Source organism: Amycolatopsis sp. NPDC114505, assembly GCF_055633615.1.
The window spans coordinates 471,798-485,673 of record NZ_JBVKDV010000005.1 but is presented as its reverse complement, the minus strand read 5'-3'; the positions used below and the strand labels follow the sequence as shown (position 1 = coordinate 485,673).

The following is a 13,876-nucleotide window of genomic DNA, read 5'->3' as shown; positions in this document are numbered from 1 at the left end:
GTGACTGTGTTCTCTTTCAAGAAACTGGCCGGAGTGGCGGCGATCGCCGCCACCGGGCTGGTGCTGTCCGCCTGCAGCGGTCCCAGCGCCGACAACTCGAGCAGCAGCTCGAGCGCCCCGTCCGCCGCCGCCCCGAGTTCGGGCGGCCCGCTGAAGATCGCCGTGGTCACGCACGGCACCTCCGGCGACGCCTTCTGGAACGTCGTCAAGAACGGCGCCGAGCAGGCGGGCAAGGACCTGAACATCGGCGTCGACTACTTCGCCGACGGCGACCCGGGCAACCAGGCCAGGCTGATCGACAACGCCGTCGCGCAGAAGGTCAGTGGCTTGGTCGTCTCGATGGCGAACCCGCAGGCCCTGCAGACGTCGATCCAGAACGCCGTGAAGGCCGGCGTCCCGGTCGTCACGATCAACTCCGGTGAGGACTCCAGCGCGGCGTTCGGCGCGATCGCGCACGTCGGGCAGAGCGAAGGCCTCGCGGGCCAGGGCGCGGGCCAGCGCCTCAAGGCGGCAGGCAAGACGAAGCTGCTGTGCGTCATCCACGAGGCCGGCAACATCGGCCAGAACCAGCGCTGTGACGGCGCGAAGCAGACCTTCGGCAACGTCACCACGCTGCAGGTCGACATCTCCAATCCGACCGACGCGCAGGCCCGCATCCGCGGCGCGCTGCAGTCCGACCCGTCGATCGACGCGGTGCTGGCGCTGAACTCGCAGGTCGCGGCCCGCGCGGTCGACGCGGCCAAGGAGGCGAGCTCGAAGGCGCAGGTCGCCACGTTCGACCTGAACGCGGACGTCGTCGCGGCCATCAAGGCCGGCACGATCCTCTTCGCCGTGGACCAGCAGCAGTACGAGCAGGGCTACCTGCCGATCGTGTTCCTCAAGCTGTACAAGGAAAACGGCAACACCATCGGCGGCGGCCACCCGGTGCAGACCGGCCCCGGCTTCGTCGACAAGACCAACATCGACACCGTGGCCCCGTACGCGCAGCGCGGCACGCGCTGATGACAGCGGCGATCCAGGCGCAACCCGACGAACGGGTGGGGAAGAAGAGCCTGACCGACCGCCTGGTCGTCCGGCCGGAGATCGGCGCGCTGCTCGGCGCCGTGCTCGTGTTCGTCTTCTTCTCCGTCGTCACCGGCCAGTTCCTCAGCCCGCTGGGCGTGGCGACCTGGCTCGACGACTCGTCCACCCTGGGCATCATGGCCGTCGTGGTCGCGCTGCTCATGGTCGGCGGCGAGTTCGACCTCTCGGCCGGCGTGATGACGGCGTCGACGTCGCTGGTCACGGCGATCCTGGCGACGCAGGCGGGGTGGAACGTCTGGCTCGCGCTGCTGGCCTCGCTCGCCTTCGCGCTCGGCGTCGGCGCGTTCAACGGCTGGCTGGTCATGAAGACCGGGCTGCCCAGCTTCATCGTCACGCTGGGGTCGTTCCTCGCCCTCCAGGGGCTCAACCTCGGCGTGACGCGCTGGGTGACCAACACCGTCCAGGTCTCGGGCATGCGCTCGACCAGCGGTTACGAGTCGGCCGGCGGGCTGTTCGCGTCCACCTTCAACATCGGCGGCACGGAGTTCCAGTCGTCGATCATCTGGTGGGTCGTCGTCACGGCGATCGCCGCGTGGCTGCTGGTCCGGACCCGGTTCGGCAACTGGATCTTCGCGGTCGGCGGGTCGCAGGTGTCGGCCCGCTCGGTCGGCGTACCGGTGGTGCGCACGAAGATCCTGCTGTTCATGGGCACCGCGCTCGGCGCGTGGCTGGTCGGCTCGATCAACATCCTGCGCTTCGCGAGCGTGCAGGCGAACCAGGGCATCGGGCTGGAGTTCCAGTACATCATCGCGGCGGTGATCGGCGGCTGCCTGCTCACCGGCGGGTTCGGCTCGGCGGTGGGCGCGGCGATCGGTGCGCTGATCTTCGGCATGGCGCGCCAGGGCATCGTGTTCGCGCAGTGGAACAGCGACTGGTTCATGCTGTTCCTCGGCATCATGCTGCTGGCCGCGGTCCTGGTGAACAACGCCTTCCGGCGGCGCGCGGAAAGGGTCCGTCGATGAGCCTCATCGAAGTCAAGGACATCGGAAAGACCTACGGCAGCGTCATCGCGCTGCGCGATGTGTCCACTGTGGTCAACGCGGGCGAGGTCACCTGCGTGCTCGGCGACAACGGCGCCGGGAAGTCCACGCTGATCAAGATCCTGGCCGGCGTGCACCAGCACGACCGGGGCGAGTTCCTCATCGACGGGCAGCCGGTGCGGCTAGCCTCGCCGCGTGAGGCGCTCGACCACGGCATCGCGACGGTGTACCAGGACCTCGCCGTGGTGCCGCTGATGAGCGTCTGGCGGAACTTCTTCCTCGGCTCCGAGCCGACGACCGGGTTCGGCCCGTTCAAGATGCTCGACCGGAAGAAGGGCCGCGAGACGACCAAGCAGGCGCTGTCCGACATGGGCATCGACCTGAGGGACGTCGAGCAGCCGGTCGGGACGCTCTCGGGCGGTGAACGCCAGTGCGTCGCGATCGCGCGGGCGGTGTACTTCGGCGCGAAGGTGCTGATCCTCGACGAGCCGACCGCCGCACTCGGCGTCAAGCAGGCCGGCGTGGTGCTGAAGTACGTCGCGCAGGCCCGTGACCGCGGGCTCGGCGTCGTGCTGATCACGCACAACCCGCACCACGCCTTCCCCGTCGCCGACCGGTTCCTGCTGCTCAAGCGAGGTGCGCCCCTCGGTTCGTACGAGAAGGCGGACATCGACATCAACGAGCTGACCCGGCAGATGGCGGGCGGTGCGGAACTGGAAGCCCTGGAGCACGAGCTGCGGCAGGTGGAGAAGGCGTGAGTCTCGAAGCGTTGACGATCGGCCGGGTGGGCGTCGACCTCTACCCCGAGCAGAGCGGCGTCCCCTTGGCCGAGGTCAGCACGTTCGCCAAGTCGCTCGGCGGGACCGCGACCAACGTCGCGGTCGCCGCCGCGCGGCTCGGCCGGCGCACGGCCGTGCTGACCAAGGTCGGCCCGGACGGCTTCGGCGACTACGTCCGTCAAGCCCTCGACGGCTTCGGCGTGTCCCCGGCGCACGTGGGCACGTCGCCAGATCTGCAGACGCCGGTGGTGTTCTGCGAGCTGAACCCGCCCGCGGACCCGCCGCTGCTGTTCTACCGCTCCCCCATCGCCCCCGACCTCACGCTCACCGACGACGACGTGCCCTGGGACGTCGTCGAGTCGGTGCCGCTGCTGTGGGTCACCGGCACCGGCGTCTCCGCCGAACCGGCGCGGGCGACCCAGCGGAAGATCCTCGCGACCCGGGGACGCCGCGAGCACACCGTGCTGGACCTCGACTACCGGCCGATGTTCTGGCCGTCGGTGGAGCAGGCCCGCGAAGAGATCGGCGCGATGCTCGACCACGTCACCGTCGCGGTCGGCAACCGGACCGAGGTGGAGGTCGCCGTCGGCACCGCGGACCCGGACACCGCCGCGGACCGCATGCTCGAACGCGGCCTGCGGCTGGCGGTGATCAAGAAGGGCGCCGACGGCGTGCTCGTCGCGACGCCGGAAGGACGTTCGACCGTGCCACCGCAACGCGTCGAGGTCGTCTGCGGCCTCGGTGCCGGCGACGGCTTCGGCGGCGCCCTGATCCACGGCCTGCTCTCGGGCTGGGACCCGGTGCGGATCGCCGAGTACGCGAACGCGGCGGGCGCGCTGGTCGCGTCCCGGCTGGCCTGCGCCGACGCCATGCCGACCGCCGGGGAGATCGAGGAGCTGCTGTGATCCCCACGGACGAGCAAGGAACTGGAGGCCGTGAATGAGCAAGCTGCACCGTCCACTCGGGACGCTGTCCGACGACGCCGACCCGGTCCGGCTCACCCCGGATTCGGCGGGCTGGACGTACACGGGGCTGCGGGTGCTCCGGATCGGCACCCGGCTCCCGCGCACGGTCAAGACCGGCGAGTTCGAGGCGTTCGTGCTCCCGCTGTCCGGCTCGCTCACGGTCCGCGTCGACGGCGAGGAGTTCGAGCTGGAAGGGCGTGAGTCGGTGTTCACCCGGGTCACGGACTTCGTCTACGTCCCCCGCGACGCCGAGGTCGAGCTGACTTCCGAGACCGGCGCGCAGGTGGCGCTGCCGATGGCGCGCTGCACCCGCCGTCTCTCACCGAAGTACGGCCCCGCCGAGAACGTCCCCGTCGAGGTGCGCGGCGCCGGGCAGGCCACCCGGCAGGTGACCAACTTCGGCGTGCCCGGGGTGTGGGACCACGCCGACAAGCTCAACGCGTGCGAACTGATCACGCCGGGCGGCAACTGGTCGTCGTACCCGCCGCACAAGCACGACGAAGCGAGCGAGTGCGAGGTCGTCAACGAGGAGATCTACTACTTCCGCGTCGCCGGCCGCGACGGCGTGACGCCGTCGCGCGAAGGGTTCGGCCTGCACCGGACGTACACCTTGGACGGTGACCTGGACGAGGACGTCGCCGTCCGCGACCACGACGTCTTCCTGATCCCGCGCGGCTTCCACGGTCCGTGCGTGGCCGCGCCGGGCTACCCGATGTACTACCTGAACGTCCTGGCCGGACCCGCGCCGGAGCGGTCCATGGCGTTCTGCGACGACCCCGCGCACGGCTGGGTCCGCGAGACGTGGGAAGCGCAGGAGCTGGACCCGCGCTGCCCGGTGACGAGCCACGAAGGACGTGTTCGGTGAAGCTGACGACGGCTCAGGCGCTGGTCCGCTGGATCCTCGCCCAGCGCTCGGAAACCCTGGACGGGCGCGAAGTCCCGCTCTTCCCGGGCGTCTTCGCGATCTTCGGGCACGGCAACGTCCTCGGCCTCGGCACGGCCCTGGAAGAACACCGCGGCGAGATCCCGGTCTGGCGCGGGCACACCGAACAGGGCATGGCGCTCGCCGCGGTCGGGTACGCGAAGGCCACGCACCGGCGGCAGGTCGGCGTCGTGACGTCGTCGATCGGGCCGGGCGCGCTGAACATGGTCACCGCGGCCGGGGTCGCGCACGCGAACCGGCTGCCGGTGCTGCTTCTGCCGGGCGACACGTTCACCAGCCGCGCCCCGGACCCGGTGCTGCAGCAGATCGAGCCCTTCGGCGACGCGACCGCGACGGTCAACGACGCCTTCCGCGCGGTCAGCCGCTACTTCGACCGGATCACCCGGCCCGAGCAGCTGATTTCGACGTTGCCGCAGGTCGCGCGGGTGCTCACGGACCCGGCGGACAGCGGGCCCGTCGTCCTGGCGCTGCCGCAGGACGTCCAGGCGGAGACGTACGACTTCCCGGACGAGCTGTTCGCCCCGGTGACGCACCGGCCGCTGCGGCCGCGTCCCGACCGGCGCGCGGTCACCGAGGCGGCCGGCGCTCTGCGGTCTTCGAAACGGCCGCTGCTCGTGCTCGGCGGCGGCGTCCGGTACTCCGGCGCCGGGCGGCGCGCCCTCGACTTCGCCGAGCGGCACGGGATCCCGCTGGTGGAGACGACCGCGGGCCGCACGCTGGTGGCCCACGACCACCCGCTGCACGCCGGGCCGCTGGGCGTCACCGGCTCGACGTCGGCGAACGTCCTCGCGGCCGCGGCCGACGTCGTCCTCGCGGTCGGGACACGGCTGCAGGACTTCACGACGGCGTCGTGGACGGTCTTCTCCCCCGACGTCCGCCTGGTCGCGCTGAACGCGGCCCGGTTCGACGCGGTGAAGCACGGCGCGCTGTCGGTGGTCGCCGACGCCGACGCGGGCCTGGTCGACCTGGGCGCGCAGCTGGAGAGCTGGCGGGTCGACCCGGAGTGGACCTCGCGGGCCGCGACCGAACGGGCTTCCTGGGACGCGCACGTCGACTCGCTGCGCTCGGCCGGCGCGGAACTCCCGTCGTACGCCCAGGTCGTGGGCGCGGTGAACGACCTGTCCGAGCCGGACGACTACGTCATGACAGCGTCCGGCGGGCTGCCGGGCGAGCTGATCGGCGGCTGGCGCGGGTCCGGCTCGATCTCGATGGACGTCGAGTACGGCTTCTCGTGCATGGGCTACGAACTGTGCGGCGCGTGGGGCGCGGCGATCGCGCATCCGGGCCTGGTGACGACGCTGCTGGGCGACGGTTCGTACCTGATGCTGAACTCCGAGCTGTTCTCGGCCGCGTTCGCAGGTCACCCGTTCGTCGCGGTCGTGTGCGACAACGACGGCTACGCGGTGATCGCGCGCCTCCAGGAGGGTCAGGGCGGGAAGCCGTTCAACAACTTCTACGCCGACTGCACGACTTCGCACGCTTCGCCGCCGCGAGTGGACTTCGCGCGGCACGCGGAATCGCTGGGCTGCCTGGTGTTCCCGGCGTCCGATGTGGACTCACTGCGGACGGCGTACGCCGCCGCGCGCGAGGCCGCCGTGGCCGAGCGACGGCCGGCGGTGGTCGTGGTGAAGACGCAGCCGTCGTCGTGGACCGAGGCCGGCGCGTGGTGGGAGGTCGGCGTACCCGAGCACCTCGCGGGCCGGGACGAGTACGACCGGACGAAGCCGGGCCAGGTGCGCTACCTCAAGTCGTGAGCGGCTCCCGCGCCCGGACGCGGGGCCGGAGCGTGAACCCACTCGGCTTGAGCGTCAAGGACTCGACGATCTTGAGCTCGTACGACGGATCCACCTCGAAGTCGTAGCGCTGCAACACCATTCCCAGCGCCAGCACGGCTTCGTGCAGTGCGAACTGGCGGCCGATGCAGGCGCGCTCGCCCGTCCCGAACGGCTTGTACGCCTGCGCCGGCCGCTTCCGCACCGCGGCGGGCTCGAACCGGTCCGGGTCGAACCGCTCCGGGTCCGGCCAGACCGAAGGATCGCGGTGCACCAGGGGCAGCGGCACGATCACCCAGTCCCCCTTGCGCATGCGGTACTGCCCGCCGAGCACGACGTCTTCGCGTGCTTCGCGGGAATAGCCCGGCGCGGTCGGCCAGAGCCGCATCGCCTCGTCGAGGACGCGACGCACGTAACGCAGCTTCGCGACGTCTCCGAAGGCAGGCTCGCGGTCGCCCCACACCGCGTCGACCTCGGCGCGGGCCTTCGCCAGCAGCTCGGGGTGGCGCGTCAGGTAGTACAGCGCGAACGACAGCGCGCCGGACGTCGTCTCGTGGCCCGCGACGACGAACGTGATGGCCTGGTTGCGGATGTTCACCGGATCGAGGCGCTCGCCCGTCTCCGGGTGGCCCTCGGTGAGCATCAGGCCGAGCAGGTCACGGCTCTCCTCGCCGTCCTGGCGGCGGGCTTCGATGACCTCGTCGACCAGCCCGGTCATGGTCGCGATGTCGGCCTGGTTCTGCTCGGCCGTCCCGGCGAACGCGCGCCGCACGAACGGCAGCTTGACGTTCTGCAGCTGCGCGTACCGCAGCGCGCGGATCATCGCCGTCACGAACGGGTGCGGTTCGCTGCGCTCGAACGAGCCGAACCGGTAGCCGAACCCGGCGAGGCCGATCGTCTCCAGGGTCAGGCGCGTCATGTCGGCGGCGACGTCGACCGGCCCGGACGCGGCGTCCCAGGCCGCGGTCAGTTCCCGCGCGACCTCCAGCATCATCGGGTGGTAGCGGCGCATCGCCTCGGCGGAGAACGCGGGCTGCAGGATGTCGTGCGCCAGCCGCCAGTTCGGCTCGTGGGTGTGGGCGGTGAACAGCCCGTCGCCGGCGAGCGCGCGCAGGTTCTCGATGCCCATGCCGACGTGCTTGCCGAACTTCGTCTCGTCGTTCAGCTCGGTCACGAGGTCGACGCCACCGACGAAGACGATCTCGAAGCCGAAGATCTTCCGCGTGAAGATCGGCCCCACGCGCTTACCGATGCGCAGCGTGTCCTGCAGCGGCGTGCGCGGGTTGGCGCCGATCAGGTCGCCGATCACCGGCAGGCGGCCCGGCCGGTGCGGAAGCGCGGACGTGTCCACGACGTACCCCCTATTGAACCCGTATCCAATAGGGTCACGATCCCCCGCTACTGAACCCGTGTCAAGTAAGCTCGGGGGATGCGGACGAGGCTGAGCACCGAACAGCGGCGCGAGCAGCTCCTCACGATCGGGGCCGGGTTGTTCGCGAAACGGCCGTACGACGAGGTGTGGATCGAGGAGGTCGCCGAGATCGCGCAGGTCTCCCGCGGCCTGCTGTACCACTACTTCCCGACGAAGAAGGACTTCTTCGCTTCGATCGTCCGCGCGCAACGCGACCAGCTGCTGGCGATGAGCGAGCCCGACCCGGCGCTGCCCGTGGCGGAGCAGCTGCGGGCCGGGCTCGACGTGTACCTCGAGTTCGCGCGCACGCACCCCGACGGCTACCGGATCGTGCACCGCGCGGCGAGCGGCGCCGACCGCGAGATCCAGGAGATCCGCGAGGCCGGGATGGCCGCGAACGCCGCCCGCATCCTCGACGCGGTGAGCCTGCTGACCCCGATCACCGAGGCGACGCGGCTGGCCGTCCGCGGCTGGCTCGCGTTCGTCGCGACGACGATCCTCGCGTGGCTCGACCAGCCGACGGTCACCCAGGAGGAGCTGCGCGACCTCGCCGTGCGGACGTTGTTCGCGGCGGTCGGCGTCACCCCGTGACGGCCGGCGACGCGGCTTTGTCCACCAGCTTCCGCGGCGCGCCGGAGCCGTCCGCCGGGACCGCCCAGACGGCGTTGTCCAGCCCGTAGAGGATCGTGTGGTCGTCCTGCCACAGCGCCTGGTCGTCGATGCTCTTCTGCTCCGCCAGCTCGGTTTCCTTCATCGTCTTCAGGTCCAGGACCGACAGCCGCCAGACGCCCTCGCCCGTCTTCTTCTTGAAGGCGACCCGGGTGGCGTCCGGGGACAGCGACGGGCATTCGACGTTCTCCCGGAGGGTCTTCCCGCGGTAGCGCCGGTAGTCCGCTTCGACGAGGTAGGTCTTCCCCTTGCTGCCGAGCGTGGCGTAGAAGCGGTTGCCGTCGGGGGCGAACGTGATGCCCCAGTAGTTGACGTCCGAGGCGAAGTACCGCTGGTCGCCGATGAATACCGGAAGCTCCTCGATCGTCTTGACGAGCCGCCCGGTGTCGACCTCGTACAGCCCGGCGCGTGTCGAAAAGCCGGTCTGCGCGTACGAGTCACCGGTGACGAACAGCGTCCAGTCGACGCGCTTGCCGTCCGGGGACACGCGAGCGCGGCTCGGTGTGCCCGGCAGGGACTCGGTGTGGCGGACGGCGAGGTGGTCGTCGAGGACGAGGACGTCGGTCACCGCCGGGAGCGTCCCCGGTCGCACGGCCAGGCAGACCGCGGTCTGCTTCGCCACCGCGAACCGGTCGCACTTCAGGCCACTGAGCCGGCGTTTGTCCTGCGTGACGGTGCCGATGCGACCGGTGTCGGTGTCGCGGAACAGCAGCTGACCGGGGCTCAGCGTGAGCTGGGCGGCCGGTTCGGCGTCGGCGGTGTCGTGGCGGGCGCTGACGGTGTAGACGACGGCCGCGGCGATCAGGAGGACCGTGCCGATCAGGGCGAGGACGATTTTCTTCACGGGCGCACCGGTTTCACGAGAGCGGCGGCGAGGGCGACGACGGCCAGGCAGGCCGCGGCGACGAGCACCGCGGGCCGCAGGTCCCAGAGCGTCCAGGCCAGTCCGAAGAGGACGGACGAAAGCATGCGGGCCACGGCCTGTCCGGTCTGCACGACCGCCATCCCGGTAGCCCGGAGATCACGCGGGATGAGCGGGCCGGCGGCGGCCATGAGGACGCCGTCGGTGGCCGCGTAAAACACCCCGTGCAAGCCGAGCGCGACCACCGCGAACACCAGCGCGGCGGGCCCGCAGAGCAGCACGAGGGCCAGGCACAGCGCGACGTGCCCGCCGAGGAACACCGGCCAGCGGCCGACGCGGTCGGCCAGCTTGCCCAGCGGCACGGCCAGCACCAGGTAGACACCGGCGGTGCCCAGCGGCAGCAGCGGGAAGAACGTCGCCGCGATCTCCCAGCGCCGCTGCAGGGCGAGGTAGACGAACGAGTCGCCGACCGTAACCAGGCCCAGCAGCGCCGCCCACAGCGTCACGCGCCGGAAGTCGCTCTGCTTGAGCAGACCTGCCGCCGTTCGCAGCGACACCGCGGCGCGATCGACGCTGCCCGGGTGGTCCCGGACGAACAAAGCCAGCAGCAGCACGGCGATCGCGGCGACGCAGAAGCTGGTGAAGAACACGCTGGTGTAGCTGCCGAGGCTGAGCGCGAGCACCGCCATCGCCACGAGGGGGCCGAGGAACGCGCCGACGGTGTCGAGCGCGCGGTGCACGCCGAACGACCGGCCGAGCGCGTCCGGTGTGCTGGACAGCGAGATCAGGGCGTCGCGCGGGGCGGTGCGCAGGCCCTTGCCGGTGCGGTCGGCGGCGAGGACGACGCCGATCGCCGCGACCGACGAGCCGGCCGCGACCAGCCCGAGCTTGCACACCGCGGACAAGCCGTACCCGAACCCGGCGACGGCCTTGAGCCGCCGCCACCGGTCGGCGAGGTGGCCGCCGAGCACCCGCACGAGGGCGGTGGCGCCGGCGTAGAGCCCGTCGAGCAGCCCGAACTGCAGCGGGTTCAGGCCGAGGCCGAGCACCAGGTAGAGCGGGAGGACGGCGGTGACCATCTCCGAGGAGACGTCGGTGACCAGGCTGACCATCCCGAGCGCCACGACGTTGGCGGACACGCGTTTCAGCGCGGGTTTCCGGTCGGTGCCCGCCGCCGCGTCCGAGGTACGGCTTGCCGCGATGTACATGCCATTCCCCTTAGTGGCAGGTGTAGGTCGGGCTGCTGTCCAGGACCTTGCCGTCGACGCCGATGAGCTGCGACTGGAACGACGTGTCCGTCATCGACAGCTTCAGGACGCCGAAGGTCTTGAGCAGCTTCGCGGTCGTCGGGTGCGCCGGGCTCAGGTCGTAGAGGTTGGCGCCGCCGCTGCCGCCGACGATCTCGACCGGGCCGTTCGCGTCGGCCTTGCCATTGGCGTCCTGCGGGACGAACCGCTCGTAGTCGTGGTCGTGACCGTTGAGGACCAGGTCCACCTTGTTGCCGGTCATGATGTTCCACAGCTCGATGCTGTCGGGGTTGTCGCCGTGGTCACCCGAGCTCCACCGCGGGTGGTGGTAGTAGGCGGCGACGCAGCCCTTCTTGTTGTTCGCCAGGTCCTGCTTGAGCCAGGTGATCTGGGGCGGCTCGGCGAAGTCGTCGTGCGTGGTGAAGTCGTTGGAGTCGAGGGCGATGAAGTGCCAGTTGCCCATTTCCCAGCTGTAGTACCGCTTTCCCTGGGGCTTGGCGATGGCGCCGAAGTAGTCCTCGTAGCCCGTGAACTTCGAGTAGGACTCGTGGTTGCCCGGGACGGGGTGGGTGATGTTCTTGAACTTGCCCCAGGTCTTGTCGTAGTAGTTCTTGAAGTCCGCCAGGGTCGGCTCGTCGTACTGGTTGTCCCCCATGGTGATCACGGCCGCGGGCTTCATGGCGTCGACGAGTTTCGCGGTCTTGACGTGGGCGCAGCTGGAACTGCTCGCGGTGCACTGTTCGGCGATGTCGCCGGCCGCGGCGAGGACGAAGCCGCTTCCGGTGCCCGCCTTGGTCTTCACGGTGACCGGGGTGCTCGCGGGCGAGGCGTTCCCGGCGGCGTCACGGGCCCGGACGGTGTAGGTGTAGCTGGTGTCGGGGTTGAGGCCGGTGTCGGTGTAGGACGTCGTCGAGCTGGTGGCGACGACGGTCCCGTCGCGCAGGACGTCGTAGCTGGCGACGCCGACGTTGTCCGTGGCGGCGCTCCACGTCAGGGCGGCGCCGGTCGCGGTGGTCGTGCCGGCGGTGAGGCCGGTGGGGGTGGTCGGGGCCTGGGTGTCGCCGGAGGAGTCCGTGCTGCCGAACACCTGCATCTCCCAGAAGGAGTAGCCGTAGCTCGTCGCCCGGGTGACGCCGACGAAGCGCACGTACCGGCCGTGGGCGTTCACGGTGAGGTCGTCGGTCTTGCCGTCACCGTTGTCGACGGTGGTGGCCGCGGTGAAGTTCGTGCCGTCGTCGGAGACTTCGATGCGGTACTTCTTGGCGTAGGCGGCTTCCCAGGTGAGGAGGACGCGGTGGATCGCGGCGGACTGGCCGAGGTCGATCCGCAGCCACTGCGGGTCGGCGCCCTCGACGCTGGCCCAGCGGGTGGAGGCGCTGCCGTCGACGGCCTTCGCACCGGCGTACGACGAGCTTTCGACGGTGGAGGTCGCGACGGGTTTCCCTTGCGAGAGCAGGACATCGGCCCGCGGCGTGCTGGCCGCGGCGATCGCCCCGGGCAGCAGCGCGATCGCGGCTACCACGGGCGTGAGGCGGGTGAATGTTCGTAGGCGGGTCGACGGCACGTCGCGCTCCTTCTGGGCCTGGCGGTGGCTGGCGGGCTGCGGCGTCTGGTGAACGGGAGCTGAACTGTTAAGAAACTTTCCTAACTAAAGCGAACTGTATCGGTGACCGGTTTCGACTGACAAGACGTGTCTTGTCGTTGAATCGGTCAAGAGGGTGAGTTTCACCGTGTTTTCCCAGCTCAGCAGGGTTTCCACTGAGCGGCGCACTGTGCCGTGCGGCGGGACGGGCCCCGCAGACCCCCGACCTTTCCCGGCCTTTTCCGGTTTTGTCGGTGGTCACGGGTAGCGTGGGAACCGGGGGCAGCGCCCACCACCTCGCGCGCGATTCCCTTGTTCCACAACGAAAATCTCGCCGCGCGCAGTCGCTGGAGTTCACCCGATCCAGCGATGATCATCGCTCAGATGTTCGGGTAGCTTCGGATGTATGACCTCAACCCAGCAGTTTCTTGATCTCGGCGACCGCGGCACGTCCCGCCCGGTTCGCCCCGACCGTGCTCGCCGAGGGCCCGTACCCCACGAGGTGCAGCCGCGGCTCACGCACCACGCGCGTGCCGTCCATCCGGATCCCGCCCCCGGGTTCGCGGACGCGCAGCGGCGCGAGATGGTCGATCGCCGCGCGGAAACCCGTCGCCCAGAGGATGACGTCGGCGTCGAAGCGAGAGCCGTCCGCCCAGACGACCCCGTCGGGCGTGATGCGCTCGAACATCGGCCGCCGCTCGAGGATCCCGGCGGCGCGCGCGGCCCGCACCTCCGGCGTCACGGCGAGATCGGTCACGCTCACAACGCTCTCCGGCGGCAGCCCGGCCCGCACCCGCTCGTCGACCTTCGCGACGGCGTCACGGCCCCAGTTCTCGCTGAAGGGCTCGTCGCGCCACGCGGGCGGTCGCCGGGTCACCCAGGCCGTCGCGCGGGCGAAGGGGGCGAACTCCATGAGTAGCTGAACGGCCGACGCCCCACCCCCGACCACAACGACCCGCTGTCCACGGAAGTCTTCGGGGCCGGCGTAGTCGGCCGTATGCACCTGCCGTCCGCCGAAGGTCTCCTGGCCGGGGTAGTGCGGCCAGAAGGGCCGGTCCCAGGTACCGGTAGCACTGATCACGGCCCGCGCGGCCCAGGACTCGGCCGGGCTCGAGACCACCAACCGCTCCCCCGCCCGCGTCACGGACTGGACGTCGACGGGCCTGAAAACCGGGAGGTCATAGACGCGTTCAAAGCGCGCGAAGTACTCCGAGACAACCTCGGAGGCGGGACGCGTGACGTCCGGGCTGCCGAAGGCCATGCCGGGAAGGTCATAGATGCCATGCACCTTGCCGAGAACGAGGGAGGGCCACCGATACTGCCACGCGCCCCCGGGCCGTTTCCCATGATCGAGCACAACGAACCCGGACCGGTTGGAGAACCCGGCCCGCCGCAGGTGATAGGCGGCCGACAACCCCGCCTGCCCCGCCCCGATCACCACCACGTCGGTCTCGTGATCCGCACCGCTCATGTGGGTTTCAACGGCTGACCGCCAGGGGTATTTCGCGCCCTAGATCACAGGCCGGGGAGGTTGCGGCTTCACCCGCGCGGTGCGCCTGTCCGAGCCGGCGCCCGGCCTGCCT

At 70.5% G+C, this 13,876-nt stretch carries 12 protein-coding genes; 7 read left to right on the top strand and 5 right to left on the bottom strand.

Translation table 11 applies throughout. From position 1 onward, the window contains the following. The first annotated feature begins 6 nt into the window (after positions 1-6). From ACZ7OU_RS45155 to iolD, 6 genes are read left to right on the top strand one after another with little or no spacing between them, the layout of a single operon-like run. A complete protein-coding gene (locus ACZ7OU_RS45155; protein ID WP_470259982.1) occupies positions 7-1,002 on the top strand; it encodes a sugar ABC transporter substrate-binding protein in 996 nt (331 codons plus the stop codon). Beyond that, a complete protein-coding gene (locus ACZ7OU_RS45150) occupies positions 1,002-2,045 on the top strand; it encodes an ABC transporter permease (protein WP_470259981.1) in 1,044 nt (347 codons plus the stop codon). The genes ACZ7OU_RS45155 and ACZ7OU_RS45150 overlap by 1 nt, the downstream gene beginning before the upstream one ends. After that, positions 2,042-2,821 carry an ATP-binding cassette domain-containing protein gene (locus ACZ7OU_RS45145; RefSeq protein WP_470259980.1) on the top strand — a complete coding sequence of 260 codons (780 nt, stop codon included), beginning with the start codon at positions 2,042-2,044 and terminating at the stop codon, positions 2,819-2,821. The genes ACZ7OU_RS45150 and ACZ7OU_RS45145 overlap by 4 nt, the downstream gene beginning before the upstream one ends. Beyond that, positions 2,818-3,747, top strand: a complete 930-nt coding sequence (iolC, locus tag ACZ7OU_RS45140; RefSeq protein WP_470259979.1) for a 5-dehydro-2-deoxygluconokinase — start codon at positions 2,818-2,820, stop codon at positions 3,745-3,747. Before ACZ7OU_RS45145 ends, iolC begins: the two co-directional genes overlap by 4 nt. 34 nt (positions 3,748-3,781) lie before the next feature. Continuing rightward, entirely contained in the window at positions 3,782-4,672 is an 891-nt protein-coding gene (gene iolB / locus ACZ7OU_RS45135; protein ID WP_470259978.1) for a 5-deoxy-glucuronate isomerase, read from the top strand. Further along, positions 4,669-6,504, top strand: coding sequence for a 3D-(3,5/4)-trihydroxycyclohexane-1,2-dione acylhydrolase (decyclizing) (iolD, locus tag ACZ7OU_RS45130; RefSeq protein ID WP_470259977.1), 1,836 nt, complete (start codon positions 4,669-4,671; stop codon positions 6,502-6,504). The genes iolB and iolD overlap by 4 nt, the downstream gene beginning before the upstream one ends. On the opposite strand, the gene ACZ7OU_RS45125 is transcribed toward iolD, so the two are convergent. Then, positions 6,494-7,873 carry a cytochrome P450 gene (locus ACZ7OU_RS45125; RefSeq protein ID WP_470259976.1) on the bottom strand — a complete coding sequence of 460 codons (1,380 nt, stop codon included), beginning with the start codon at positions 7,871-7,873 and terminating at the stop codon, positions 6,494-6,496. The genes iolD and ACZ7OU_RS45125 overlap by 11 nt on opposite strands. 78 nt (positions 7,874-7,951) lie before the next feature. Between ACZ7OU_RS45125 and ACZ7OU_RS45120 the strand changes: the two genes are divergently transcribed. Further along, positions 7,952-8,524, top strand: a complete 573-nt coding sequence (locus ACZ7OU_RS45120) for a TetR/AcrR family transcriptional regulator (protein ID WP_470245009.1) — start codon at positions 7,952-7,954, stop codon at positions 8,522-8,524. Here ACZ7OU_RS45120 and ACZ7OU_RS45115 read toward each other — a convergent pair. The 4 genes from ACZ7OU_RS45115 to ACZ7OU_RS45100 all read right to left on the bottom strand — a co-directional run bounded on the left by ACZ7OU_RS45115 (position 8,514) and on the right by ACZ7OU_RS45100 (position 13,764). Next, a complete protein-coding gene (locus ACZ7OU_RS45115; protein WP_470259975.1) occupies positions 8,514-9,446 on the bottom strand; it encodes a TolB-like translocation protein in 933 nt (310 codons plus the stop codon). The two genes, ACZ7OU_RS45120 and ACZ7OU_RS45115, sit on opposite strands and share 11 nt — an antisense overlap. Next, positions 9,443-10,672 (bottom strand): MFS transporter, encoded by a 1,230-nt coding sequence (locus ACZ7OU_RS45110; protein ID WP_470259974.1) that lies wholly within the window; start codon positions 10,670-10,672, stop codon positions 9,443-9,445. Before ACZ7OU_RS45110 ends, ACZ7OU_RS45115 begins: the two co-directional genes overlap by 4 nt. Positions 10,673-10,682: 10 nt before the next feature. Continuing rightward, positions 10,683-12,233, bottom strand: a complete 1,551-nt coding sequence (locus ACZ7OU_RS45105) for a discoidin domain-containing protein (RefSeq protein WP_470259973.1) — start codon at positions 12,231-12,233, stop codon at positions 10,683-10,685. A 472-nt stretch (positions 12,234-12,705) separates the two neighbouring features. Beyond that, positions 12,706-13,764, bottom strand: a complete 1,059-nt coding sequence (locus tag ACZ7OU_RS45100) for an NAD(P)-binding domain-containing protein (RefSeq protein ID WP_470259972.1) — start codon at positions 13,762-13,764, stop codon at positions 12,706-12,708. Positions 13,765-13,876: the final 112 nt, after the last annotated feature.

Excerpts from the sequence above, each read along its gene's own strand:
- ACZ7OU_RS45150 (WP_470259981.1), top strand. The coding sequence starts at position 1,002 with ATGACAGCGGCGATCCAGGCGCAACCCGACGAACGGGTGGGGAAGAAG.
- ACZ7OU_RS45145 (WP_470259980.1), top strand. The coding sequence starts at position 2,042 with ATGAGCCTCATCGAAGTCAAGGACATCGGAAAGACCTACGGCAGCGTC.
- iolB (WP_470259978.1), top strand. The coding sequence starts at position 3,782 with ATGAGCAAGCTGCACCGTCCACTCGGGACGCTGTCCGACGACGCCGAC.
- ACZ7OU_RS45120 (WP_470245009.1), top strand. The coding sequence starts at position 7,952 with ATGCGGACGAGGCTGAGCACCGAACAGCGGCGCGAGCAGCTCCTCACG.
- ACZ7OU_RS45110 (WP_470259974.1), bottom strand. The coding sequence starts at position 10,672 with ATGTACATCGCGGCAAGCCGTACCTCGGACGCGGCGGCGGGCACCGAC.
- ACZ7OU_RS45100 (WP_470259972.1), bottom strand. The coding sequence starts at position 13,764 with ATGAGCGGTGCGGATCACGAGACCGACGTGGTGGTGATCGGGGCGGGG.